The organism is Reyranella sp., assembly GCF_965279465.1.
Lineage (GTDB): Bacteria > Pseudomonadota > Alphaproteobacteria > Reyranellales > Reyranellaceae > Reyranella.
In genome coordinates, this window is record NZ_OZ257242.1 from 734107 (window position 1) to 757054 (window position 22948).

Here is a 22948-nt window from a genome sequence, read left to right on the forward strand (position 1 = left end):
CGGTCAGCGCTGCAGGAGAACTGCGATGCCATCGGTGAGCTCGCCGACGGCGTCGCTGGCGGCGGCAACGTGACCCGCGATGGTCGCGGCCGGCACCGGCTTGGCGATGCTGAACGTGCGTGCCGCCGACTTCCTCGGGCGGTTGAACTCCACGTTTGCTTGTGCCAGCAGCTGCAAGGTGCCGCTTTGGTCGACGTCGAGGCGCTGGATGTTGACCGCCAGGATGGCGTTGGGGTCGCTCGCGATGGCACCGCTCTCGTTGTAGATGCTGGAGCCGGGCAGGCGCTGCGACAGGCCGACCACCAGCACGCGCGCCAGCATGGCCCCGAGAGACTCGCCCCACCAGTCGTTGTAGGCCACATCGAGCCGGTTGCCGTCGGACGAACGGACGATCTCCCGGCGATCGAGATAGCGAGCGAGGCCGATCTCGCGCAGCTGCACGACCGGCGGCCCGCCCTGCAGCACCGGCCCCGGCTTGATCGTGAGAATATAAAGCGACGGATCGGTCGAGGAGCCGCAGGCTGCGGCGACGAGCGGGACGGCGAGCGCCAGGAAGTGCCGGCGGTTGGTCGGGGTTTGCGAGATCATGAAGCTCAATCCTTGCCCCGACCCTTGATCAGGGCCTGGGGATCGCGGGTCAGGAGATCGGACAGCGCGCGCACCGACCGCACAGTGTCGGTAAATTGGCGCACCAGGTTCTCGATGTCGCGGTTGAGGCGCGATTCGCCGCCGTATCCGGAGTTGATCGATGCGGCAAGCCGATTGACCTGAGTGAGCGCCGCCTGAAGCTGATTGGCGATGTCGGGCAGCTTCGCCATGGCGGGTCCGACGCCGGCGTCGACCTTGCGCATCGTGTCCCGGGTGTCGGCCAGGATCGACTTGATCTCGGGGCCGTTGATCGTGGTGTCGAGACCCTTCGCAAGGCCGGTTATGCTGGCACCGATGGCGTCGAAATCGATGCGGTTGATCTTGGACAGGAGCTCGTTGGCCGAGCGCGCGATGCTGTCGAAGCCGCCGCCCTCCGACGACGGCACGATGAAGACGTCGCCGTCGCGCCGCAGCTCGTCGGGCGGCGCGTCGGGCACGAACTCCAACGCCACGATCTTGCCGGGACTGATCAGGCTCGGTGCCTGCAGGACGGCACGGAAGCCGCGCTTCACCATCTCCTCGGCGATCGTGCCCGGTGGCATCCCTTTTATGGCGGCGATTCCCGCGATCCGCTCGGCATCGATGCGATAGCGCACCGGCGCCACGATGCGGCGGAGCTTGGGATCGAACATCAACCCGACGTCGGTGACCTCGCCAATCTTCAGCCCATGCAGGGTGACGTCGGCGCCCACATCGAGGCCCGCCACCGAGCCGCTGAAATTCGACATCACCTGCAGATGATAGGCGAAGCCGGCCGCTTGCGCCGCCGCACGGTCGGCGTATAGCTGAAAACGGTGGTTGGCCGCGCTCACCGGGGCGCTCGTGCCGGGCTTCGACTCGAACGCAATGCCACCCATGATCAGAGCCTTGAGCGATTCGACCTGCACATCGACGCCGGTGCCGGCCAGCTTTACCGAAATCCCTGACGCGTTCCAGAAAGTCGAGTCGTCATGCACGTACTTGTCGAACGGCGCCCGCACGAAGGCATGGATCGAGACGGTGCGCGCCATGTTCCCGAGATCCCAGCCCAGCACGGTGCCGACCTCGAGATCGCGATAGAAGATCGGCGAGCCGAGGCTGATCGAGCGCAACCGCCGCGTCTCCACGATGAAAGTGGTGCCGGGCACCTCCGTGGTCAGGATCGGCGGATCCTGCTTGCCGACAAACTCGCGCTGCGGCTTTCCCGCTTCGGTGGTTGGCAGCATGCCGACATACGAGCCCGACAGGAGCGTATCGAGCCCAGTGATGTTGCCGGCGAAGAGCTGCGGCTTGACGATCCAGAAGATGGTCTTGTCGTTCAGGAGCCGCGTGGCCTCGTGCGTCGTCTCGATCGTGACCAGCACCTTTCTCAGATCGGGCGACAGGGTGATGGCCTTCACCGTGCCCATGGTCACGTCCTTGAACTTGAGCTGCGACTGGCCCGCCGCCAGGCCGGAAGCGGAGTCGAAGGACACGGTGATGGTCGGGCCGCGCTTGGAGTAGGTATCCCAGGCGAGCCATAGCCCGATCAGGCCGGTGATGATCGGGACCAGCCAGATGAGCGGGATGCGACGCCGGCGGCGAACGCCGGCAGTGGGGACGGGAACGGGTTCGATCGTGGAAATTGTACTCGGCCTCTTGGAGCGGGTCAGCTTAGCGGAGCGGAGACTCCTTGCCCATCACCTTGCAGCGTTGACGCAGAAGGAATTACCCTTTCAGCCAGAGCGGATCGCTGAGCCTGGCGAGGAAGGCAACATGAGCTGCGAGTTCCTCCGCCGTCGCCGCGTGCGGCCGGGCTGGACGGATCGTCACGCCCCCCGCCAGGGCCGCGCCGGCCATGATGCGCACCGCCAGCTCGGGGGCGAGGCCCAGGTCGCGCTGCCGGCCGCCGCTCAGCTCGAGATAGACCTCGGCCAGCAGCTCCGAATCGAGCAGCGCGCCGTGCTTGGTGCGGCTCGAATTGTCGATCCCGAAGCGCTCGCACAGGGAGTCGAGGCTGGCGCGCTGGCCGGGGAACTTCTTGCGCGCCATCGATACGGTGTCGATGTAGGCGTTGGCGAGCTTCGCCTTGCCGACCCGCGCCAGCTCGGCATTGAGGAAACCGAGGTCGAACTGCGCATTGTGGATCACGAGCTGGGCGTCGCCGACGAATTCCAGGAATTCGTCGGCCCGTTCGCCGAAGCGCGGCTTGTCGGCCAGGAACGCGTCGCTGAGACCGTGCACGTCCTGCGCACCGGCCGGCATGATCATCTCGGGATTGAAGTAGGCATGGAAGGTCTTGCCGGTCGCCACCATATTGATCAGCTCGACGCAGCCGAGCTCGACCACGCGATGACCGGCGAGGGGATCGAGGCCGGTGGTTTCGGTATCGAGGACGATCTCACGCATAGGACCCACTCGAGAACCCTTCTCCCGTGCGACGGGGAAAGGAAAGACATAGGAAGCCTCTTTCTAGCTCACTTCCGTCTTGCCCGCGCGAGCTGGGCTGTGAATCGATCGCGCCATGGGTTGGGCGGCCAGGCGCGGCCGCGTTGCTTCAACAGGCGGCGTACTGCCTTCGCCAGGGCAAGTCGGGTCGGCGCCAGGCCGAGACCCGTCGGGATAACCACCGTCGCTTTCCGCCGCTTCACCGTATCCGGCACCTGTTGGCGCAGGATTCCGGCCAGTTTCTCCGCCGTCATGCCGGGCCGGGCCATCACCCGCAGGCGCTGCAGGAAGGCCGGCGCGCTCACTACCAGCACGCCGTCGACCCGGCGCTCGCCCATGCCCTCGAACAGCAGCGGGATGTCGAGCACGACCAGCGGATCGCCGCGCAATGCCGCGCGCTTGAGGAACATGCGCTGCTGCTGGGCGACCAGCGGATGCACGATCGCCTCGAGCCGGCGCAGCGCCTCCTTGTTGCCGAACACGCGCGCGCCCAGCGCCTGGCGGTCGAGCACGCCCGCCTTCACGACGCCCGGGAATGCCGTCTCGATCGGCGGTAGCGCGAGGCCGCCCGGCGCCTGCAGGCGGTGAACGGCGGCGTCGGCGTCGTACACCGGCACACCCATCTGACGCAGCATCTTCGCCGCGGTCGACTTGCCCATGCCGATCGAGCCGGTGAGTCCGACGATGACCATGTCTTCCCTTAACGGTCTTTCCCTCAATGCAAACACCTCCCTCCCCCGCTTTGCGGGGGAGGTGGCGCGGTAACCCGCGACGGAGGGGGAGGGCAACACAGATCGTGCGTCATTCCCCCTCCGTCGGCGTAAGACGCCGACACCTCCCCCGCAAGCGGGGGAGGCAAGAGACTTTAACCTGTCGCGACAGCTGCCTTACGGCACGAGAATCGTCTGCCCCGTGGTCTTGCGGCTTTCGAGGTCGATATGCGCCTGGGCCGCCTCGGCGAGCGGGTAGCGCTGGTCGATGGCGATCTTGACCTTGCCGCTCTTGACCATCTTGAACAGCGAATTCGCCGACTTCTCGAGATCGGCGCGGGTCGCGGTGTAGGCGCCGAGGCTGGGGCGCGTGAGATAGAGCGAGCCCTTGGCGTTGAGGATCGCGATCGACTGCGGCGGCACCGGGCCGGACGCGTTGCCGAACGAGGCCATGATGCCGCGCGGCTGCAGGCAGTCGAGCGAGGCTTCCCAGGTGTCCTTGCCAACGCCATCGACCACGGCGGGCACTTTCTTGCCCTTGGTGATCTTCATCACCTCCTCGACGATGTTCTGCTTGGTATAGTCGATCACCCACTTGTAGCCGTTCTTCTTGGCCAGGGCGGCCTTGGCCGGCGACGAGACCGTGCCGATCACCTTGTAGCCGCGCGCGTTGGCCCACTGGCCGAACAGCAGCCCGACGCCGCCGGCGGCGGCGTGGAACAGGATGATGTCGCCTTTCTTGACCCACGGCTTGATGGTGCGGTCGACGAGGTATTCCGTGGTCATGCCCTTCAGCATGATCGCCGCGGCCTGCTCGTCGCTCACGCCCTTGGGCACCTTCACGAGCTGCGCCGTGCCGATCAACCGCTCCTCGCAATAGGCGCCGAGCTCGCCGCAGTAGGCGACCCGGTCGCCCTTCTTGAAGTCCTTCACCTTCGGCCCGACCTCGAGAACCACGCCGGCGCCCTCGCGGCCTACCGCGTTCGGCAGCGGGGTCTTGTAGAGGCCCGAGCGCGTATAGATGTCGATGAAGTTGAGGCCAATGGCGGTGTGCTTGATCTTCACCTGCCCCGGGCCCGGCTTGCCCACCTCGACGTCCTCGAGCTTCATCGTCTCGGGTCCGCCATTCTCGTGCATCAGGATCGACTTCGACATTTGTTCTCCCGTCTTGAGTTCCTAACCGACCACTATAGTGAGCGACGAAAGGAAGGTCGATGAATCGGCGTCAATTCACCTTGGTGGCGGCCAGCGTGATCGCGGCACCGGCTGTCGCGCGCGCGCAGGACATGTTCAAGACCAGCAAGCACACGCTGCGGTTGGTGACGTTGACCTCGGGGCTAGAGCAGCCCTGGGGCATGGCTTTCCTGCCGGACGGCCGGATGCTGATCACCGAGCGGCCGGGGCGGCTCCGGGTCTTCGCCAACGGCAGGCTGGACCCCACGCCGCTTCCGGGCGTGCCGAGGGTCGTCGCCAGCGGCCAAGGCGGCCTGCTCGATGTCTGCCTGCATCCCGACTTCGCGCAAAACCGCGTGCTCTACCTCTCCTATTCCGGCGAGGGCGCGGGCGGGAGCGCCACGACGGTGGCGCGTGCCGAATGGGGCGACGGCGGGCTGCGCTCGGTCACCAGGATCTTCGAGGCCCTGCCGCGCGCCTCGGGAGGGTTGCATTTCGGCTCGCGAATCGCGTTCGACAGGACCGGGCTGATGTATGTCACGACCGGCGAGCGCTACAACAAGCCGCGCGCCCAGGATCCCGGCGACCTCGGCGGCAAGGTCGTGCGGCTGCGGGACGACGGCACGGTACCTCCGGACAATCCGTTCGTCGGCCGGGCCGGCGCGCGGCCGGAAATCTTCACCTGGGGCCATCGCAATCCGCAGGGCCTCGCGGTGCATCCGGAAACCGGCAAGGTCTGGGAGATCGAGCACGGGCCGCGCGGCGGCGACGAGCTCAATATCCTCAAGGCCGGCGCCAACTACGGCTGGCCCAAGGCTACCGCAGGCATCGACTACAACGGCTCGATCATCAGCCCCTACAAGACCCTGCCCGGCATGGAAGATCCGATCCGCACCTGGGTACCGTCGATCTCGCCCAGCGGGCTCTGCTTCTACACCGGGACTGCATTCCCGGGCTGGAAGGGCTCCCTGTTCACCGGCGGACTGTCGGCCAACGCGCTGTTCCGCATTGAGCTGGATGGCGCGCGCTACATCGGCGAGGAGCGGTTGATCGAGGGCCGGCTTCCCTATATCCGCGATGTTCGCCAGGGACCCGACGGGATGCTCTACCTCGTTACCCACAGCGACAAGGGAGGCCTCTTCCGCCTCGAGCCTGCGTAAGCGTATTCATGTCACTGCCATGCCTGCTCGGTCCCTTATCCTCGCTTCCGCCAGCCCCTCCCGCCGCCAGCTTCTCGCCAATGCCGGTCTCGTGTTCACGATAGAACCTTCGGGAATCGACGAGGACGAGGTGAAGCGCAGCCTCGGCAGCCGCGCGGCGCCGCAGGAGCTCGCCTCGACCCTGGCCGAGATGAAGGCAGTGAAGGTCTCGGCGCGGCATCCCGAGGCGATGGTGGTCGGCGCCGATTCGACCCTCGCCTGCAACGGCCGGATGTTCGACAAGCCGCCCGACCTGGCCGCCGCCCGCAGGCAGCTCCAGATCCTGCGCGGCCAGACGCACGAGCTGTTCTCCTCGGTCGTGGTGGCGCGCGGCGGCGCGCGGCTGTGGCACTGGAGCGAACGGGCGCGGCTCACCATGCGGCAGCTGAACGACGGCTTCATCGACAGCTATCTGGCGCGGACGGGCGACGAGGTGCTCTCGTCGGTCGGCGCCTACCAACTCGAAGGGCTGGGCGCGCATCTCTTCAGCCGGGTCGACGGCGACTATTTCACCATCCTCGGCCTGCCGCTGCTGCCGCTGCTGTCGTTCCTGGCCGGCCACGGCATCGGCCTGGAGAAGGCAGCATGAGCCCTTACGACGTGCTGCTGGCCGAGGCGCGCGGGCGGCCGTTCGCCTGCATCGTCGGCTGGCCGGTCGAGCATTCGCGCTCGCCGGCGCTGCACGGTTACTGGCTGAAGCAGCACGGCGTCGATGGCTGCTACGGCCGCCTGCCGGTCGAGCCCAATCCGGCGGCGCTGCAAAAGCTGGTCGCCTTCCTGAAATCGACCGCAAATGCCCGCGGCTGCAACCTCACTTTGCCGCATAAGATCGACATCATGCCGTTTTTGGACCGCATCCACCCGGATGCGGAGCGGATCGGCGCGGTAAATACGGTCATAAAGCGACCCGACGGCAGCCTCGAGGGCCGCAACAGCGACGCCTTCGGCTTCCTCGCCGCGCTGCAGGAAGGTGCCCCGCAGTGGCGCGCGGCGGCAGGCCCGGTCGTGGTGCTGGGCGCGGGCGGCGCCGCACGCGCGGTGGTCTGCAGCCTGGTCGATGCCGGCGTGCCCGAACTGCGTCTGATCAACCGCACGCAGGCCGCGGCGACGGCGCTCGGCCTCGCCTTCACACCCCGAGACGGGCGGCAGATCATGATCGAGCGGTGGGATGAGCGGTCCGAGATGCTCGACGGCGCGACCCTGCTGGTCAACACGACCTCGCTCGGCATGAAGGACCAGCCGCCGCTCGACCTCGATCTCGCGCGCCTGCCGACGACGGCGGTGGTCGACGACATCGTCTACGTGCCGCTCGAGACGCCGCTGCTTGCCGCGGCGCGGGCCCGCGGCAACAGCTGCATCGACGGCCTCGGCATGCTGCTCCACCAGGGCCGCATGGGCTTCGAGGCGTGGTTCGGCAAGAAGGTCGAGGTCACGGCGGAGCAGCGAGCCGTGGTCCTTGCGACGTAAGTAACAGCGACCCACCCGACGGCTTCGAGCCGCTCTTCCGCACCCGCCCGTTCCTCGCCCGCAACGGGCCGTTCTTCCATCGCGAGAAAGGGCGACGTCGCGCTGGGCTATCATACGACGCGCAGCCGGACGCCGTTGCCGATGCCGACGACCGCCAGCGTGACAACCGACTTCGCGGGCTCGGCGAAGATCGGCGACTGGGTCGAGGCGCATGTCGACGTACACAAGCTCGGCGGCCGGCTGGCCTTCGCCAACTGCTTTCTCAAGGTCGAAGACGAGCGCATCGTGCACACCTCGGCGGTCTTCGCCCGGACGGGCGATCGACCCTAGGCCGTCCTCCTCCTCTCCCGCAGCGAAACGCCGAACAAATAAGCGTCGCTCTTCCGTGTCGGAAAAACTATTCTCCGAAGCACTGCAATTTTGGCGTTCGGGGAAATAGGCGATGGCGAACTTCACTGTCACGAATCTCAACGACAGCGGCGCCGGGTCGCTGCGGGCGGCAATCCAGGGCTCCAACGCCGGTCCGGCCGGGGTAGCCAACACCATCAGCTTCTCGCCGGGGCTGACCGGAACGATCACCCTGATCAGCGACCTGCCGGCGATCAGCCGGCAGACCTCGATCGTATCCGGCAGCACGACCACCGGAACCGCCCCGACGATCGGCATCGACTTCAACGGGCACGCCGGCCTGGTGTTTGCGGCCGGCTCGGACGGCTCGCAGCTCGTCGGCTTGTCGGTCGGCAACGCCAACGGCCACGGCATAACACTCAACGCCTCCCACATCACCCTGAACAACGATTATGTGGGCGTCGCGCTGAACGGGAGCGCGCTCGGCAATACCGGCGACGGCGTCTATGTCTCTGCCGGCTCGGCGGGCAACAGCATCGGCTACAATCCGGACGCTGCGGCGGCAGTGTCCAACGTCATTTCGGGCAACGGCGGCAATGGCATCAGCCTGCATAGCTCCCTGGGCAATACCATCGTCTCGAACCGGATCGGCACCAGCGTCGACGGCACGACGGCGATGGCCAACGCCGGAAACGGCATCTGGGTAACCAATCATTCGAACGGCAACACGATCGGCGGCGATGCGATCGGCGTGAATGCCGATGGCCAACCCAACGATCCGACCAACGACAAGGGCGACGGCGGACCGAACGGCACCCAGGTCATCGTCGCGCCGCCGCTCGGCAACTTGGTGTCGGGCAACGGCAAGAACGGCATCCTGATCGACCAGCATTCGGAGAGCAATCTCCTGGAGGGCAACTTCGTCGGCACCGACGTCACCGGCAATGCCGCGCTGGGCAATGCCGGTGACGGCATCGCGATCAACGACGCCAATCGGAACTCCTTGATCGGCTGCCTCTTTCAGGACAATCCTTTCGTCTACTACAACGTGGTGAGCGGCAACGGCGGCAACGGGCTGCACGTCACCGACTCCGACAACACCACCGTGCAGGCCAACTTCTTCGGCATCGGCGCCAACAACGCCGTGACCGTCGGCAACGCGCTGAACGGCATCCTGGTCGATGGCTCGTCGACAAATACCACCGTCGGTGGCGTCATCCCGCTCGGCAACGTCTCGGCCGGCAACGGCCAGAACGGCATCGAGGTCGCGGACACCGCGAGCGGCTTCACCACCTTCAACACATTCGGCGGCCTGTTCGCCTTCTACGGTGCCGCGCCCAACGGCAACGACGGCCTGCTGATCACTTCGACCGGAGGCAACCAGACGGTCCGCACGAATGTCTTCTCGGGCAATCTGAACAACGGCATCGAGATCGCCGGCGACGCCTCGGGCGTGACGATCGTTCCCAACATCGTCGGCCTCGACACCCGCGGCGACGCCGTCCTGGCCAACGGCAACAATGGCGTGCTGGTCACCGATACCGCGCACGGCAACACGATCGGCGGCGTCGGCGCCTCGCAGGGCTCGGTGATCCGCCAGAACACCTTCTCCGGCAACGTGAACTATGGCCTCGCCATCACCGGAGAGGCCTACGACAACACCGTCTTCTCAACGGCGATCGGAACCGACATCCAGCAGATCGCGGCCCTGGGCAACGGTGCGGGCGGCGTCCTGCTGTCAAGCTCCGGCGGCGGCAACGTGATCGGCACGCCGCAAATCTCCTCGACACCCTCGCCATCGCCATCGGACCAGTACAACATCATCAGCGGCAACACCGGCAACGGCATCACGCTCGGCCCCGACGCCAATCGCGACAGCATCGTCAACAACTGGATCGGACTCAACATCAAGGGTCTGCTGGTGTTGCCCAACACCGGTGTGGCGATCCAGGACGACGGCACGTCCAACCTCATCTACGGCAACGCCGGTGTCGTGATCGTCGGATCGGGCCAGAGCGCGACCGGACTGTTCGTGACGGCGCCGACCACGCTCGAAGTCTATTCCGGCGGCACGGTCAACCAGACCACGATCTCCGCCGGGGCGATGGAGGTCGTATCGGTCCACGGCACGTCGAACAACACCACCGTGATGCGGGACGGCGTGCTCCAGCTCCTGGGCGCTTCGGCCGGCGGCGCGGTGCTGGGCGGCACCACGACGATCCAGGACGGCGGCGCGCTCAAGGCCTTCGGGCTCGGCATTGCCAGCGGCGCCACGCTCTCCCAGCAAGGCGGCTCGACAACGGCCGCCACGGTCGTCGACAACGGCACGATCACCATTGCTCGCGGGACCTTCGACGCGGCGACGCTCAGCGTCGGCACCACCGCGAAGGGCGCTTTCGCGCAGAGGGGCGGTACCGCGACGATCTCGGGCAAGCTCGCGGTCGGCGGCACCGCCGACAGCTACTACTGGCTGAAGAGTGGCGACCTGACTTCCTCGAGCCTGGCGGTCGCGACGGGCGCGAAGTTTACCCAGAAGGGCGGTACGGCGACGTTCTCGACCGGCATGAGCACCCGTGGCGCGATCTCGTTCGCGAGCGGGCGCCTGACGACGACGAAGCTCGAGGTCGCTGTCGGTGGAACGTTCTTTCAAAGTAGCGGTACGACTACCGTCACGGGCGCGATCACCGACAACGGCGCGATGAGGCTTGCCGGCGGTGTCCTTGGCGCCGCCTCGATCAGCGTCGGCACCACCGCGAAGGGCGTCTTCACGCAGAGCGGCGGCACCGCGACGATCTCGGGCAAGCTCGCGGTCGGCGGCACGGCCGACAGCTACTACTGGCTGAAGAGCGGCGACCTGACGGCGAGCGGGCTGGCCGTCACAGGCGGCGGAAAGTTCTCGCAAACGAGTGGCACGGCAACCTTCCAGGGCGCCGTCCTCAACAACTATTCGATGAGATTGGCGGCCGGGACGTTCAACGCCACATCACTGGGGATCGGCACGACGGCGAGGGGCGGCTTCTGGCAAACTGGCGGCGAAGCGGCGATCGCGGGCAGCCTCACGGTCGCCGGGGCCGGAGCCGGCAGCAACTACACGCAGCAGGGCGGTACTCTCTCGGCCTCCGATCTGTCGGTCGCATCGGGCGCGAAGTTCATCCAGAAAGGCGGGAGCACGGAAATCTCCGGCGGCATCGTGGACAACGGAAGCATGAGCATCGCCAACGCCAACCTCGACACCCTCGCGCTGACTGTCGGCGCCACCAGCAGGGGCACTTTCACGCAAGAAAGCGGGACTGTCGCGGTCGCTGGGGCGATCACCATAGCCAGCAACGGAACCAGCGCCGACGACAGCGTCCTCACCCTGAAAGGCGGTACGCTGGACGCCGGCAGCCTCGTGATCGTCGACGGCGGCCGCTTCTCGCAAGCAGGCGGAACGGCGATGATCGAGGGTAATGCGATCAACGGCGATTTGCTCGCCGTCACCGGCGGCATGCTATCCGTCGGCGGTGATCTCGACGGCACCGGCACCGTCTCGCTCGGCGCGGCGACACTGCATGTCGACGGCGCGGTTTCATCGGGGCAGTCCCTGGCGTTCGCCTCGAATGTCGCCAGCCTGCTGGAACTCGGCGACGCCAACACATTCCGTGGCACCGTCGCCGGAATGAGCACCGACGATGCCATCGATCTGCAGGACTTCTCGTTCGCCCACACCAGCATCCTGAGCGTAAGTGGTACGGGTGCTGCCAACACCTACACGGCCGTAACACTGACCGACGGCCTACAAACCGCAGTCTTCGCGCTATACAACCAGACTGCGAACCAATACGGGCTCAGCACCAGCGACTACGCCTTGAAGAGCGACGGTCATCCCACGTCGGGCACGCTGTTCGAGCTGGCCCCCGGCCACTGACCTGTATGCGAGACGCCGCTGGCGCAGCGGCGTCTCGTCCGGCGCATCTGCAGAGACTTGGCGCTCACCAGCAGGCAATCGCTCATAGCGCTCCCGAACCTCGAGCACGCAAAGGACCTGGTGAGGAGGCTTTCTCGTCTTTTCTGCGCCGCCCGCCCGCGCCTGTGAAGGCGCGTTACTGATTCATCGAGCTGAAGAAGTCCGAATTGGTCTTCGCCGTCCGCAGCTTGTCGAGCAGGAACTCGATCGCATCGACGGCGCCCATCGGCATGAGGATGCGGCGCAGCACCCACATCTTCGACAGCGTCGCGCGGTCGACCAGCAGCTCTTCCTTGCGGGTGCCAGACTTGGTGATGTCGATCGCCGGGAAGGTGCGCTTGTCGGCGACCTTGCGGTCGAGGATGATTTCCGAGTTACCGGTGCCCTTGAACTCCTCGAAGATCACCTCGTCCATGCGGCTGCCGGTATCGATCAGCGCCGTGGCGATGATGGTGAGCGAGCCGCCCTCCTCGATGTTGCGCGCCGCGCCGAAGAAGCGCTTGGGCCGCTGCAGGGCATTGGCGTCGACGCCGCCGGTCAGCACCTTGCCGGAGCTCGGCACCACGGTGTTGTAGGCGCGTCCCAGGCGCGTGATCGAATCGAGCAGGATCACGACGTCGCGCTTGTGCTCGACCAGCCGCTTGGCCTTCTCGATCACCATCTCGGCGACGGCGACGTGGCGGCTCGCCGGCTCGTCGAAGGTCGAGCTCACGACCTCGCCCTTCACCGTGCGCTGCATGTCGGTGACTTCCTCGGGCCGCTCGTCGACGAGCAGCACCATGAGGTAGACCTCGGGATTGTTGGCGGTGATGGCGTGCGCGATGTTCTGCATCAGCACCGTCTTGCCGGTGCGCGGCGGCGAGACGATCAGGGCGCGCTGGCCCTTGCCGATCGGCGCGATCAGGTCGATCACGCGGGTCGAGATGTCGAGCTGCTGCTGCGGCGTCGAGGTCGACGCCTTCTTGGTGAGCGTGCCGGTGGTGCGGCGGCCGGTGCTGACCCGGCCGGAAGCCGTGGCGCGCGGCGCGCTCTGCTCCTCGGAAATCGTCGGCGCAATGACGCCGACGCTGTCCATCTCGAGCTTGAGCTTCTCGTCGGGATAGAGCGGGGTCAGCGAATCGAAGCCGATGCGGTGGCGCAGCGACTCGGGGTCGTCGAAGTTGATCTTGTTGATCTGCACCATGGCGAAGTAGCGCTCGCCGTCCTTGGGCGCACGGATCTCGCCTTCGACCGTGTCGCCGGTGCGCAGGCCGAACTTGCGGACCTGGGTCGGGCTCACATAGATGTCGTCGGCGCCGGGCAGGTAATTGGCCTCCATCGAGCGCAGGTAGCCGAAGCCGTCGGGAATCACCTCGATGGTGCCGATGCCGGAGATCACCTCGTCGGCGGCGGCGATCTTCTGGAGGATGGCGAACATCAACTCCTGGCGACGCATCTGCGCGGCGCCTTCCACGCCCTGCTCCTCGGCGAAGGCGAGGAGTTCGGGCGGCTTCTTCTTCTTGAGATCTTCGAGATTCATTGTCTTTTTCAGTGTGGCTGGGAAGGACGCACGCGCTCGGGCGACCGGGAGGCCGACGTTGGGATGAGTGCTGTGTCGTACGGTGTGGACCCCGTCGATCACCGCCGGGCGGCGGCGCCAAGGGCCCTAGGTGCTGCTTATATAGTTGCGCGTCCGGTGCGTGTCAAAGCCTGAGAGCGGCGGGTTGGCGGGCCAATCCAGAATTTGCGCGTGATCGGTCCAATCGTCGTTGACGCTTCCGTAGCGCAAGCCACGATAGATGGGGAGGGTCTCGAGCCGGGTGGGATCCGCCGGCGGTTCGCGCAGAATTTATCTTCCCGGCAGGAGCAAGTTTATGCTGGACCTTGCCATTACCGGTGGGACCTGCGTGTTGCCGAGCGGCACCCACGCGGCTGATATCGGCGTGAAGGACGGGCGGATCGTCCTGGTCGGCGGGCCTGGCACCCTGCCCGAGGCGACGACGACCGTGTCGGCCTCCGGTCGCCTGGTTATTCCGGGCGGCATCGATCCCCACATCCATTGCCAGCTCGAATGGAAGGTCACGGGGTTCCCCGCCATCTACACCGATCCGGCGGCGCCGGTGAGCCGGGCGGCCCTGCACGGCGGCACCACGACCCTGATCGACTTCGTGCAATGCGCGCACGACCGGACCATCCAGCAATCGATCGAGCTCTGGCAGAAGACGTGGAAGGACGCCTGCTACTGCGACTACGGCTTCCACCTGATGCTCAACGGCGAAATCCCGACGAGCCACTTCGACCAGCTCGCGGACGCGATCCAGGATGGCCATGCCAGCGTGAAGATCTTCACGACCAACATCTTTCCGGGCAGCGGCGGCCAGCTGATGATGCCGCACGGCCACATCTGGGAGACGTTGAAGGTCGTAGCGCGGCAGGGCGGCATCGCCTGCATCCATGCCGAGGACAACGACATCGTGATGTTCATGTACGACAAGCTGATGCGGGAGAACCGCGTCAACTTCGAGCACATGGCCGAGGTCCACAACACCTTGAGCGAGGAGCTTTCCTTCAATCGCGTGATCCGGCTGGCCGAGAATGTCGAGGGCGCCGCCCTCTATATGGTGCATGTCTCGGCGGCGACCGGTGTCGCGGCACTCGATGCCTCGCGCGCCCGCGGCTTCCCGATGTACGGCGAAACCCTGCACCAGTACCTGATGTACAACGCCGAGGACTACAAGCGCCCAGGTGCGCAAGTGTATCACACATATCCGTCGCTGAAGTACCCTGAAGACCAGAAGCGCTTGTGGGAAGCAACCAATCGCGGCGCCATCCAGGCGATCGCCACCGACGAGCTCTGTTGCCCGTTGCGCGTCAAGCTGCAGGGCAGCCGGATCGACGACGTGACCGGCGGCAATGCCGGCGTCGAGCCGAGGGTCGGGCTGATGTACACCCAGATGGTCACCAAGCGTGGCTACTCGCCGGCGCACTTCGTCGACATGGTCTCGAGCAATGCCGCGCGCATTCTCGGCCTCTATCCCCGCAAGGGCGCCCTGGCGGTGGGATCCGACGCCGATATCGTCCTGCTGCAGACCGGCCTCGAAAAGACGATCCGTGCCTCCGATCTGCACGAGACGGACTACACACCCTGGGAAGGGCACGTGGTGACGGCATGGCCGACAGTCACCATCCTGCGCGGCAAGGTCGTCGTCGAAGAAGGCGCCTTTCACGGCGACCTGCGGGACGGACAGTTCCAGAAGCGCAAGGTCGCCGACGACATCCGCAGCCGGCCCGCCGTCTAGGTGCACCAATGCTTCCGGCAGTGTTCGGCGCCACGCGCAGGCCCAAAAAGCAACAGGCCGGGACGCCGCGCTCACCAAGGGGCCGTGCCCTCGCCTGTTGCAGCACCGTCCTTGCGAGGGCACGAACGGGGGAGCGGCCGGTTCTCCCGCAGGAAGGTGGAGATGGCTCGAGCTGAACGGCGGACAGAATGACCGGGGCTAGTGCTCCTGTTGCTACACGTCGCCAGAGGGGCCGAAGCTCTCGCAAGGAGCGGGGCTGAACTGTCGTTCAGGGCGAGACAGATGCTGATGACCTTCATTGTGAAGGTCGTGGCAAGCTAGGCTGGACCCTGTTTCTCTACACCAGCTACGGCAACGAACTTGTCCCTTGTCGTGTGCCGGGCCGTCAGTCCCCTCGTGGGTAAGACCACCGACTGGAGAGCCGGATGCGGGAAATCTGCCAGTCCGGTTCGGAAGGGGGCATCAGCCTCTCCCTGCCCCTATAAAAACTCATGGCGCGACGATTCTAGCCGAACCTTCCGGGATCGCAGGCGGCCAGCGCGGCGGGCAGCTCCTCGCCCTCCATCTGGCGGGCGATCAGTCGGCCCGTCGCCGTGGCGAGAGTGAGGCCGACATGCTGATGGCCGTAGCCGCAATAGACATTGGCCAGCCGCGGCGCGCGACCGATGGCGGGACGGAAGTCGGGCAGGCTCGGACGCTCGCCGATCCAGCGGCTCTGCTCGGCGCCGCCGACGCCGGGGAAGATGTCCTTGAGATGCTTGATCAGCAGGTCGGCGCGATGCCAGGACGGCGGCTGGTGCGGCGCCGCGAGCTCGACCGTCCCGGCGACGCGCAGGCCTTCCTCCATCGGCGTTATGAAGAAGCCGCGTTCGGCCGGGCTGACCGGCATGTCGAAGCGCACATTGTCGGGAGCCAGCATCACGTGATAGCCCCGCTCCGCCACGAGCGGTGCGTTGAAGCCGAGCACGCGCGTGAGCTCGCCCGAGGCGCGGCCGGCCGCAATCACCACTGCTTTCGCGGGCAACTCGCCGTCAGTGAGCTGTACGTCGGTGACCTGGTTGCCGGCGCGCTTGAAGCCGCGCACACGGCCCCGCTGGATCGTGCCGCCGTCCGAGGCGAAGCGTTCCGCCAGGCTCTCCACGACGCGGTACGGATTGATGGTGTGCATGCCGTGCGGGTAGTACACCCCGCGCACGATGTGGCTGGAGAGGCCCGGCGCCAGCTCGCGCGCGCGGTTGCCGTCGACGATCTCGAACTCGGTGCCCTTGGCTCTCTGCAGCTCGCGCTCCTCTGCGCTGGCCGCGAACGAGATCTCGCTTTCGTAGACGTAGAGCGCGCCGCGGCTCTTGAACAGCTCGCCCAGTCCCGAGGCCTGGATCTCCGCCTTCCAGGCGACGTTGGCCTCGGCCATCAGCGGCCCGAAGGAATCCACGCCCTTGCGTACCTCGGTCATGCTGTAGGCGGCGCGCGCGAAACGGGCCATCCAGGGCAGCAGGTAGGGGATGCTGGGCGGATGCACGGTGAGCGGCCCGTTGCGGTCCATCAGCATTTGCGGCACGCGCTTGAGGGTCGACGGCCGGGCCAGCGGCAGCACGTGGTCGATGGCGATGAAGCCGGCATTGCCGTAGGAGGTCGCCCGGCCGGGCTCGGCGCTATCGAGCAGGGTGACGGCGTGCCCGGCGCGCTGCAGGGCCCGGGCTGTGGCAGTCCCGACGATGCCGGCGCCGATGACGATGATGGGGGCTTCGGTGGTCATGCCGGCAGGTTAGCATGATGATTGATTTGCCGTCGTAAATGCCTATTTAGGTCGCCATGTCCCTACAATCAGATTCGACCCAGTCTCCCGGCTGGCATGCCACGACCATCCTGTCTGTCCGCAAGGGCGGCGAGGTGGTGATGGCGGGCGACGGCCAGGTCTCGATGGGCCAGACCATCGTCAAGGGCAATGCCAAGAAGGTCCGCCGCCTCGGCAACGGCCAGATCATCGCCGGCTTCGCCGGCGCCACGGCCGACGCCTTCACCCTGTTCGAGCGGCTCGAGGCCAAGCTCGAGCGCCATCCCGGCCAGCTCCTGCGCGCCGCCATCGAGCTGGCCAAGGATTGGCGCACGGACCGTTACCTGCGCCGCCTCGAGGCGCTGATGGCCGTCGCCGACAAGGACGTGTCGCTGCTGCTGTCGGGTACCGGTGACGTGCTGGAGCCGGAAGGCGGCATCATCGCCATCGGCTCGGGCGGCAACTACGCGCTGGCCGCGGCGCGGGCGCTGCTCGACATCGAGAGCATGGATGCCGAGGCGATCGCACGCAAGGCAATGGGCATCGCCGCCGACATCTGCGTCTATACCAACCACAATCTCGTCATCGAGAAACTCAAGGTCGCCTGATGAGCAACGACTTTTCCCCCCGCGAGATCGTGTCGGAGCTCGACAAGCACATCGTCGGCCAGCAGGACGCCAAACGCGCCGTCGCGATCGCTCTGCGCAACCGCTGGCGCCGGCTGCAGCTCCCCGAGGCGCTGCGCGAGGAGGTGCTGCCCAAGAACATCCTGATGATCGGCCCGACCGGCGTCGGCAAGACCGAGATCGCGCGCCGTCTGGCGAAGCTCGCCGACGCGCCGTTCCTCAAGGTCGAGGCGACCAAGTTCACCGAGGTTGGATACGTCGGCCGCGACGTCGAGCAGATCGCGCGCGACCTGATGGAATCCTCGCTCGACATGACGCGCGAGCGGTTGCGCAAGGACGTGAAGGCCAAGGCCGAGCTCGGCGCGGAGGATCGCGTGATCGATGCGCTGTGTGGCTCGAGCGCGAGCGAGGAGACCAAGCTGCGCTTCCGCCACAAGCTGCGCAACAACGAGCTGAACGACCGCGAGATCGAGATCGAGGTCGCCGACACGGGTGGGCCGATGCAGTTCGAGGTCCCGGGCCAGCCCGGCGCGTCGGTCGGCATGATCAATATCGGCGACATGCTGGGCAAGGCGTTCGGCGGCCGCACCAAGAAGCGCAAGATGACGGTGGCCGATGCACACGAGGCCCTGGTCCGCGAGGAGAGCGACAAGCTCCTCGACCAGGAGAAGGTCGTGCGCGAGGCGCGCGAGTCGGTCGAGCAGAACGGCATCGTCTTCATCGACGAGATCGACAAGATCACCGCGCGCGGCGAGCTGCGCAGCGGCAGCGACGTGAGCCGCGAGGGCGTGCAGCGTGACCTGCTGCCGCTGATCGAAGGCACCACGGTGAACACCAAGCACGGGCCGGTGAAGACCGACCATGTGCTGTTCATCTGTTCGGGTGCTTTTCATCTCTCCAAGCCGTCGGACATGCTGCCCGAGCTGCAGGGCCGCCTGCCGATCCGGGTCAGCCTCGCCTCGCTCAACAAGGATGACTTCCGCCGTATCCTGACCGAGCCGGAAGCAAGCCTGGTCAAGCAGTACAAGGCGCTGCTGGCGACCGAGAAGGTAGAGCTCGATTTCAAGGACGACGCCATCGACGAGATCGCGCGGCTGTCGGCCGACATCAACGAGACGGTCGAGAACATCGGCGCCCGCCGGCTGCACACGGTGATGGAGAAGCTGCTCGAGGAGATCAGCTTCACCGCGTCGGACAAGTCCGGCACGAAAGTCGAGATCGACGCGGCCTATGTCCGCGAGCGCGTCGGCGAGCTGGCCAAGAACGCCGATCTCAGCAAGTTCGTTCTCTAGGTCCTTCTCTCCTGCGCGGCGCTCGCGAAGAAAGGTCGTCTACAGATACCGCCGCAGTGTCGGCAGCGCCTGTTCGACACACGCGCGGCCTTCGGCAATCGCCTCCTCGGCGCGGCCGAATTCCATCAGGCCGATGCTGCGCAGCCTTGGAACCAGCATCACGTGGGGCGGCTCTCCCGCCAGACGGGTGCGCGTGATGTGGTCCTGCATGATGTTGATCGAGGTCGCGAGCACATCGAAATAACCCGGAGCGGACGAAGTCCCGCGCGGCGGTTCACGTTCGGCCGGGACCTTCTTGTGCCCCAGCGCCGCAGGGAACTTGCCGATCAAGCGGCGGACGACCTCCATCGAGATGCGCGACGGCACAGTCGTGGCGGGTGGCTCCGGTTCGGTAAAGCGCCGCCCCAGCAGCTCGCCATTGAGATTGACCGCGATGATCACTTCCGCGCCGAGGGCGCGGCAGACCGAGACGGGGACCGGATTTGAGAGGCCGCCATCGAGCAGCCACTTGTCCCGCATCCTGGCCGGACTGAAAATCCCGGGCAGTGCGATCGAGGCGCGCACCGCCTCATGGATCGGCCCGGTCTGCAGCCAGATCTCGCGACCGGTCGCCATGTCCGTGGCGACGGCGGCGTACTGGGTGGCGTAGCTCTCGATGGGCTCGCCGATACCCAGGTCCTGCAGGAAGGCGACCACCTGCCGGCCGCTGATCAACCCGCCGCCCGAAAGACGAAGATCCGTCAAGCGGGCGAACTTGCGCCACGTCATCGTTTCGGCCCATTGCCGGAGCTCGACCAGCCGTCCGGCGACATGGGCCGCGCCGACCAGTGCCCCCATCGACGTGCCGCACACGATGTCGGGTTCGATGCCGGCTTCGATCAGAGAAGCGATGACGCCGACGTGCGCCCATCCGCGGGCAGCACCGCTGCCGAGCGCCAGTCCAATGCGGGGACGTGTCATGATCCCCGGCCTGCCAGGCCCGACGGTCCGCGCAGCGACGGCGAAACACCGATGCGATGGCGGCCGGCGTCATGCCGACGCTGAATTCCACCCGGCGTCCGGGCTGGGCGCTTGCAGGGCGTGCGCATTTCCCCTCCCGGTTCAATCGCTGGCGCGGGCAGGCGCATGCGTGTCTGCCCCGGAGCGAGCCAACGGTCGCCGGACGATTTCCGGCTTCTGCCTTCGAAGGTCAATAGGTCGTCGCGGTGTCGCATTGCCGCCTGTCTCCTGGCGCGGACTCGAATGGCCAGCGTTCGGCGCCGGCCAGACCGGACTGACGGGCCAGATACCCGAACTCGCCACGAGCCTTCGGAAGAGTATCCACGCCCTTGACGGGAGCGGACGGAATACTAGATCGGACAACCGATGGCGGCATCGTGCGCTGCCGTCGGAGAGGCGGCCGCCCATCGGGGGCCGACAGCAACCCATCGCTCAGAGGAGGATGACCATGCGTAACGACTTCGACTTTGCACCGTTCTATCGCGCCACCGTGGGCTTCGATCGGGTTTTCGACCTGCTCGATTCGGTGGCCACCCAGACCAACGGGACCGGCTACCCGCCCTACAACATCGAGAAGGCAGGCGACGACGCTTACCGGATCGTGATGGCGGTGGCAGGGTTCGCCGACAGCGAGCTGAACGTGACGCAGAAGGAGAGCGAGCTCCTGGTCACCGGCCAGACCGCGCCGAACAGCGAGGCCGACAAGGAGTATCTCTATCGCGGCATCGCCGGGCGCAATTTCGAGCGCCGTTTCCAGCTTGCCGATCACGTGAAGGTCGTGGGCGCCAAGCTGGCCAACGGCCTGCTCACGATCGAGCTGAAGCGCGAGATCCCGGAGGAGAAGAAGCCGCGCGCGATCCGCATCGAGGCGCAGGCGGCCCAGCGCACGATCACGCAGCAGTAAAATGAAACAGGCAGGCGGAGGGCGCTGCAGAACGCGGTGCCCGCCGTCCGCGTCCCATCCATTTCCAGTCAGGAGGTACGTCATGACACTCGCGTCAGCTGCTTCCCTGCCCGGCCATGGGCAAGAAGCGCCGTTTCCCACTTTTCCTTCCCTTCGCAGCCATGTCCGTCGGCCGATGTTGCCCGCCATCTCGACCGCGACGTCCCCTCAGCGGCACCTGCCAAGAACCGCGTTGGCGGATGATCCTCCGCGCGGACGGATTCTCGTCGTTACGCGTGAGGCGCAGCTTGCGCTCGACGTGCAGCGCATCCTTCGGTGCGCAGGCTATCGCGCCGTCGGTCCGGCCGCTTCGGCGGACGAGGCTGACCGGTTGACCGGTCGCCGCCCGATCGATGGAGCGGTAGTAGACCTGCAACTCGAGGACGACGCGGCGTCGGTGGTTGCCGACCGGTTGGCCGGCGACAACATCCCCTTCGTGTGGTTGGCAGATACCCCGCTTGGCGGGATCCCGCGGTCCAATCCGTTCGTGCCTGTCGTGGCAAAGCCCATAACGGGCGAACAGCTGATCCGTGCACTCGAGCGTGCGCTGGCCTCGCGGCATCGTGCCGGCGCACGCAGCTTCTACCCGGTCCCGCCGCCGCAGGAGGTATGGCCACGGGTTTTTCCGCAGCTCTGAGTTCCCAGCGTGTCGGGTCGAGAGCATCGCCGGTTGCCGCGCCAAGTCTTACGTTGGACACGGCGGGCAGGAGGAGCAGATCAAAGGCAGTATGCCGCGATCAGGTCGACGAGGTAGGCCGGGCCGTTCGTGCCCCAGAGCACGAACGTCACGGCGATGACGGCCACGAGCAGGGCGGCGGCGCTCCACGCGAGCAGGGAGCGCCAGCCGCTCGTCATGCGGGCTGTGCGGCAAACTGCGGCCGCGCCACGGGCTTCTCGACGATCGGCCAGTGCAGCAGGGCGGCGACCACGCCGAGCCCGATCGCGATCCACCACATCGTGTCGTAGTTGCCCTGGAGGTCGAACAGCTTGCCGGCGCCCCAGCCTCCCAGGAAGCTGCCGACCTGATGGCCGAGGAACACGATGCCGTTCAGCATCGTCATGTGCACCGGCCCGAACATGTAGCCGACCAGGGAGTTGGTGAGCGGCACCGTGCCGAGCCACAGGAAGCCGAGCGCCGCGGCGAAGACCAGCACCGAGGCCGCCGACAGCGGCGCCAGGACGAAGCCGAGGAAGACGACCGAGCGCAGCAGGTAGAGCAGCGACAGCAGATTCTTGCGCTGGTGCCGGCTGGCCATCGCACTCCACAAGATGGAGCCCACGATGTTGAACAGGCCGACCATGCCGATGCTCCACCCGCCCAGCTCGGCTGGCGTGAGCTTGATGCCGAACAGCGACAGGCCAATGCCCTTGTCGGAGATGTAGGCGGGCAGATGGCCGCCGACGAAAGCAACGTGGAAGCCGCAGACGAAGAAGCCGACGACCAGCAACCAGTAGCTGGGCAGACGGAACGCTTCCGACAGCGCCTGGCCCGAGGTCTGATTGCCGCCTGCCTTCTTTTTGTTGGCGGCGATCTGGCGGCTGTCGTTGAGCCCGAGCGGCAGCAGCATGACCAGCGCGGCAAGCGCCGTCAGCGCCCACATTGTGGGGCGCCAGTCGCCGAAATAGCCCTGCAGCACCGATGCCAGCGGCACGATGAAGAACTGCCCGAACGAGCCGCCGGCCGAGCAGAGCCCGACCGCGAGAGCGACCTTTTCCGGCGGCGCCGTACGCAGGATCACGCCGAGCACAGGGCCGAAGGAGGCGGCCGACAGGCCGATGCCGACCAGGATGTTGCCCAGGATGAGCATGAACCCATCGTGCATCGTGGCGGTGACGATCATGCCCAGCACGTAGAGCACGCCACCGCCGGCGATGGTCGGCGCGGAGCCGAAGCGGTCGGCGAGACGGCCGACGAAGGGTGCGCAGAAGCCCATCAGCAGCATCGAGAGCGCGGTGCCGAAGGAAAATAACTCTCTGCCGACGTGTAATTCAGCCGAGACGGGCTTGAGGAAGATGCCGAAGCTCTGGCGGACGCCGAGACCGATCGCGAGGACGAGGAAGCCGCACCAGACGGCGGTCCAGTAGGAGCGTGATGTCATGGCGGGGAACTTGCGGCGAGGGGACGCAGCTTGCAAGCGA

20 protein-coding genes are annotated in these 22948 nt (G+C 66.4%); 10 read left to right on the forward strand and 10 right to left on the reverse strand.

Annotated features, from left to right (window positions below):
• Window positions 1-3: 3 nt before the first annotated feature.
• The 5 genes from ACQY8M_RS03650 to ACQY8M_RS03670 form a co-directional block, all read right to left on the reverse strand.
• Window positions 4-588, reverse strand: coding sequence for a PqiC family protein (locus tag ACQY8M_RS03650; RefSeq protein WP_428669128.1), 585 nt, complete (start codon window positions 586-588; stop codon window positions 4-6).
• 5 nt (window positions 589-593) lie between these two features.
• Window positions 594-2102 (reverse strand): intermembrane transport protein PqiB, encoded by a 1509-nt coding sequence (locus ACQY8M_RS03655; RefSeq protein WP_428669129.1) that lies wholly within the window; start codon window positions 2100-2102, stop codon window positions 594-596.
• 232 nt (window positions 2103-2334) lie between these two features.
• Entirely contained in the window at window positions 2335-3015 is a 681-nt protein-coding gene (dnaQ, locus tag ACQY8M_RS03660) for a DNA polymerase III subunit epsilon (RefSeq protein WP_428669130.1), read from the reverse strand.
• A gap of 68 nt (window positions 3016-3083) precedes the next feature.
• Window positions 3084-3746, reverse strand: a complete 663-nt coding sequence (gene coaE, locus ACQY8M_RS03665) for a dephospho-CoA kinase (protein ID WP_428669131.1) — start codon at window positions 3744-3746, stop codon at window positions 3084-3086.
• Between the two features lie 195 nt (window positions 3747-3941).
• Window positions 3942-4919 (reverse strand): quinone oxidoreductase family protein, encoded by a 978-nt coding sequence (locus ACQY8M_RS03670; protein ID WP_428669132.1) that lies wholly within the window; start codon window positions 4917-4919, stop codon window positions 3942-3944.
• Window positions 4920-4978: 59 nt separating this feature from the next.
• Here ACQY8M_RS03670 and ACQY8M_RS03675 point away from each other — a divergent pair, with 59 nt between their 5' ends.
• The 5 genes from ACQY8M_RS03675 to ACQY8M_RS03695 all read left to right on the forward strand — a co-directional run bounded on the left by ACQY8M_RS03675 (window position 4979) and on the right by ACQY8M_RS03695 (window position 11858).
• Window positions 4979-6097 carry a PQQ-dependent sugar dehydrogenase gene (locus ACQY8M_RS03675; RefSeq protein WP_428669133.1) on the forward strand — a complete coding sequence of 373 codons (1119 nt, stop codon included), beginning with the start codon at window positions 4979-4981 and terminating at the stop codon, window positions 6095-6097.
• Between the two features lie 19 nt (window positions 6098-6116).
• Complete coding sequence (locus ACQY8M_RS03680; RefSeq protein ID WP_428669134.1) at window positions 6117-6725, forward strand: Maf family protein; 609 nt, start codon at window positions 6117-6119, stop codon at window positions 6723-6725.
• A complete protein-coding gene (locus ACQY8M_RS03685) occupies window positions 6722-7603 on the forward strand; it encodes a shikimate dehydrogenase (protein WP_428669135.1) in 882 nt (293 codons plus the stop codon). The genes ACQY8M_RS03680 and ACQY8M_RS03685 overlap by 4 nt, the downstream gene beginning before the upstream one ends.
• Window positions 7604-7744: 141 nt before the next feature.
• Entirely contained in the window at window positions 7745-7933 is a 189-nt protein-coding gene (locus tag ACQY8M_RS03690; RefSeq protein ID WP_428669136.1) for a hotdog domain-containing protein, read from the forward strand.
• 112 nt (window positions 7934-8045) lie between these two features.
• Window positions 8046-11858 carry a beta strand repeat-containing protein gene (locus ACQY8M_RS03695; RefSeq protein WP_428669137.1) on the forward strand — a complete coding sequence of 1271 codons (3813 nt, stop codon included), beginning with the start codon at window positions 8046-8048 and terminating at the stop codon, window positions 11856-11858.
• A 175-nt stretch (window positions 11859-12033) separates the two neighbouring features.
• On the opposite strand, the gene rho is transcribed toward ACQY8M_RS03695, so the two are convergent.
• Window positions 12034-13416, reverse strand: coding sequence for a transcription termination factor Rho (gene rho / locus ACQY8M_RS03700; RefSeq protein ID WP_428669138.1), 1383 nt, complete (start codon window positions 13414-13416; stop codon window positions 12034-12036).
• Window positions 13417-13750: 334 nt separating this feature from the next.
• Between rho and ACQY8M_RS03705 the strand changes: the two genes are divergently transcribed.
• Window positions 13751-15175 carry an amidohydrolase family protein gene (locus ACQY8M_RS03705; protein ID WP_428669139.1) on the forward strand — a complete coding sequence of 475 codons (1425 nt, stop codon included), beginning with the start codon at window positions 13751-13753 and terminating at the stop codon, window positions 15173-15175.
• 505 nt (window positions 15176-15680) lie between these two features.
• Here ACQY8M_RS03705 and ACQY8M_RS03710 read toward each other — a convergent pair.
• Entirely contained in the window at window positions 15681-16931 is a 1251-nt protein-coding gene (locus tag ACQY8M_RS03710; RefSeq protein WP_428669140.1) for an NAD(P)/FAD-dependent oxidoreductase, read from the reverse strand.
• Between the two features lie 56 nt (window positions 16932-16987).
• Between ACQY8M_RS03710 and hslV the strand changes: the two genes are divergently transcribed.
• Both hslV and hslU read left to right on the forward strand, forming a co-directional pair.
• Window positions 16988-17557 (forward strand): ATP-dependent protease subunit HslV, encoded by a 570-nt coding sequence (gene hslV, locus ACQY8M_RS03715; protein ID WP_428669141.1) that lies wholly within the window; start codon window positions 16988-16990, stop codon window positions 17555-17557.
• Window positions 17557-18867, forward strand: a complete 1311-nt coding sequence (gene hslU / locus ACQY8M_RS03720; RefSeq protein WP_428669142.1) for an ATP-dependent protease ATPase subunit HslU — start codon at window positions 17557-17559, stop codon at window positions 18865-18867. Before hslV ends, hslU begins: the two co-directional genes overlap by 1 nt.
• Window positions 18868-18906: 39 nt before the next feature.
• Here hslU and ACQY8M_RS03725 read toward each other — a convergent pair whose 3' ends face one another.
• Window positions 18907-19827 carry a patatin-like phospholipase family protein gene (locus tag ACQY8M_RS03725; RefSeq protein WP_428669143.1) on the reverse strand — a complete coding sequence of 307 codons (921 nt, stop codon included), beginning with the start codon at window positions 19825-19827 and terminating at the stop codon, window positions 18907-18909.
• A gap of 487 nt (window positions 19828-20314) precedes the next feature.
• Here ACQY8M_RS03725 and ACQY8M_RS03730 point away from each other — a divergent pair, with 487 nt between their 5' ends.
• Complete coding sequence (locus ACQY8M_RS03730) at window positions 20315-20770, forward strand: Hsp20 family protein (RefSeq protein WP_428669144.1); 456 nt, start codon at window positions 20315-20317, stop codon at window positions 20768-20770.
• 82 nt (window positions 20771-20852) lie between these two features.
• Window positions 20853-21446 carry a hypothetical protein gene (locus ACQY8M_RS03735; RefSeq protein ID WP_428669145.1) on the forward strand — a complete coding sequence of 198 codons (594 nt, stop codon included), beginning with the start codon at window positions 20853-20855 and terminating at the stop codon, window positions 21444-21446.
• 80 nt (window positions 21447-21526) lie between these two features.
• Here ACQY8M_RS03735 and ACQY8M_RS03740 read toward each other — a convergent pair whose 3' ends face one another.
• Complete coding sequence (locus tag ACQY8M_RS03740; RefSeq protein ID WP_428669146.1) at window positions 21527-21664, reverse strand: hypothetical protein; 138 nt, start codon at window positions 21662-21664, stop codon at window positions 21527-21529.
• Window positions 21661-22908 carry an MFS transporter gene (locus ACQY8M_RS03745; RefSeq protein WP_428669147.1) on the reverse strand — a complete coding sequence of 416 codons (1248 nt, stop codon included), beginning with the start codon at window positions 22906-22908 and terminating at the stop codon, window positions 21661-21663. The genes ACQY8M_RS03740 and ACQY8M_RS03745 overlap by 4 nt, the downstream gene beginning before the upstream one ends.
• Window positions 22909-22948: the final 40 nt, after the last annotated feature.

Bases quoted from the DNA above. Each gene is read 5' to 3' on its own strand.
- ACQY8M_RS03675 (WP_428669133.1), top strand. From the start codon at position 4,979: ATGAATCGGCGTCAATTCACCTTGGTGGCGGCCAGCGTGATCGCGGCA.
- coaE (WP_428669131.1), bottom strand. From the start codon at position 3,746: ATGGTCATCGTCGGACTCACCGGCTCGATCGGCATGGGCAAGTCGACC.
- ACQY8M_RS03650 (WP_428669128.1), bottom strand. From the start codon at position 588: ATGATCTCGCAAACCCCGACCAACCGCCGGCACTTCCTGGCGCTCGCC.
- ACQY8M_RS03670 (WP_428669132.1), bottom strand. From the start codon at position 4,919: ATGTCGAAGTCGATCCTGATGCACGAGAATGGCGGACCCGAGACGATG.
- hslV (WP_428669141.1), top strand. From the start codon at position 16,988: ATGTCCCTACAATCAGATTCGACCCAGTCTCCCGGCTGGCATGCCACG.
- ACQY8M_RS03705 (WP_428669139.1), top strand. From the start codon at position 13,751: ATGCTGGACCTTGCCATTACCGGTGGGACCTGCGTGTTGCCGAGCGGC.
- ACQY8M_RS03695 (WP_428669137.1), top strand. From the start codon at position 8,046: ATGGCGAACTTCACTGTCACGAATCTCAACGACAGCGGCGCCGGGTCG.
- ACQY8M_RS03740 (WP_428669146.1), bottom strand. From the start codon at position 21,664: ATGACGAGCGGCTGGCGCTCCCTGCTCGCGTGGAGCGCCGCCGCCCTG.
- ACQY8M_RS03680 (WP_428669134.1), top strand. From the start codon at position 6,117: ATGCCTGCTCGGTCCCTTATCCTCGCTTCCGCCAGCCCCTCCCGCCGC.
- ACQY8M_RS03725 (WP_428669143.1), bottom strand. From the start codon at position 19,827: ATGACACGTCCCCGCATTGGACTGGCGCTCGGCAGCGGTGCTGCCCGC.
- ACQY8M_RS03730 (WP_428669144.1), top strand. From the start codon at position 20,315: ATGCGTAACGACTTCGACTTTGCACCGTTCTATCGCGCCACCGTGGGC.
- hslU (WP_428669142.1), top strand. From the start codon at position 17,557: ATGAGCAACGACTTTTCCCCCCGCGAGATCGTGTCGGAGCTCGACAAG.
- ACQY8M_RS03690 (WP_428669136.1), top strand. From the start codon at position 7,745: ATGCCGACGACCGCCAGCGTGACAACCGACTTCGCGGGCTCGGCGAAG.
- ACQY8M_RS03745 (WP_428669147.1), bottom strand. From the start codon at position 22,908: ATGACATCACGCTCCTACTGGACCGCCGTCTGGTGCGGCTTCCTCGTC.
- dnaQ (WP_428669130.1), bottom strand. From the start codon at position 3,015: ATGCGTGAGATCGTCCTCGATACCGAAACCACCGGCCTCGATCCCCTC.
- ACQY8M_RS03685 (WP_428669135.1), top strand. From the start codon at position 6,722: ATGAGCCCTTACGACGTGCTGCTGGCCGAGGCGCGCGGGCGGCCGTTC.
- ACQY8M_RS03710 (WP_428669140.1), bottom strand. From the start codon at position 16,931: ATGACCACCGAAGCCCCCATCATCGTCATCGGCGCCGGCATCGTCGGG.
- rho (WP_428669138.1), bottom strand. From the start codon at position 13,416: ATGAATCTCGAAGATCTCAAGAAGAAGAAGCCGCCCGAACTCCTCGCC.
- ACQY8M_RS03735 (WP_428669145.1), top strand. From the start codon at position 20,853: ATGACACTCGCGTCAGCTGCTTCCCTGCCCGGCCATGGGCAAGAAGCG.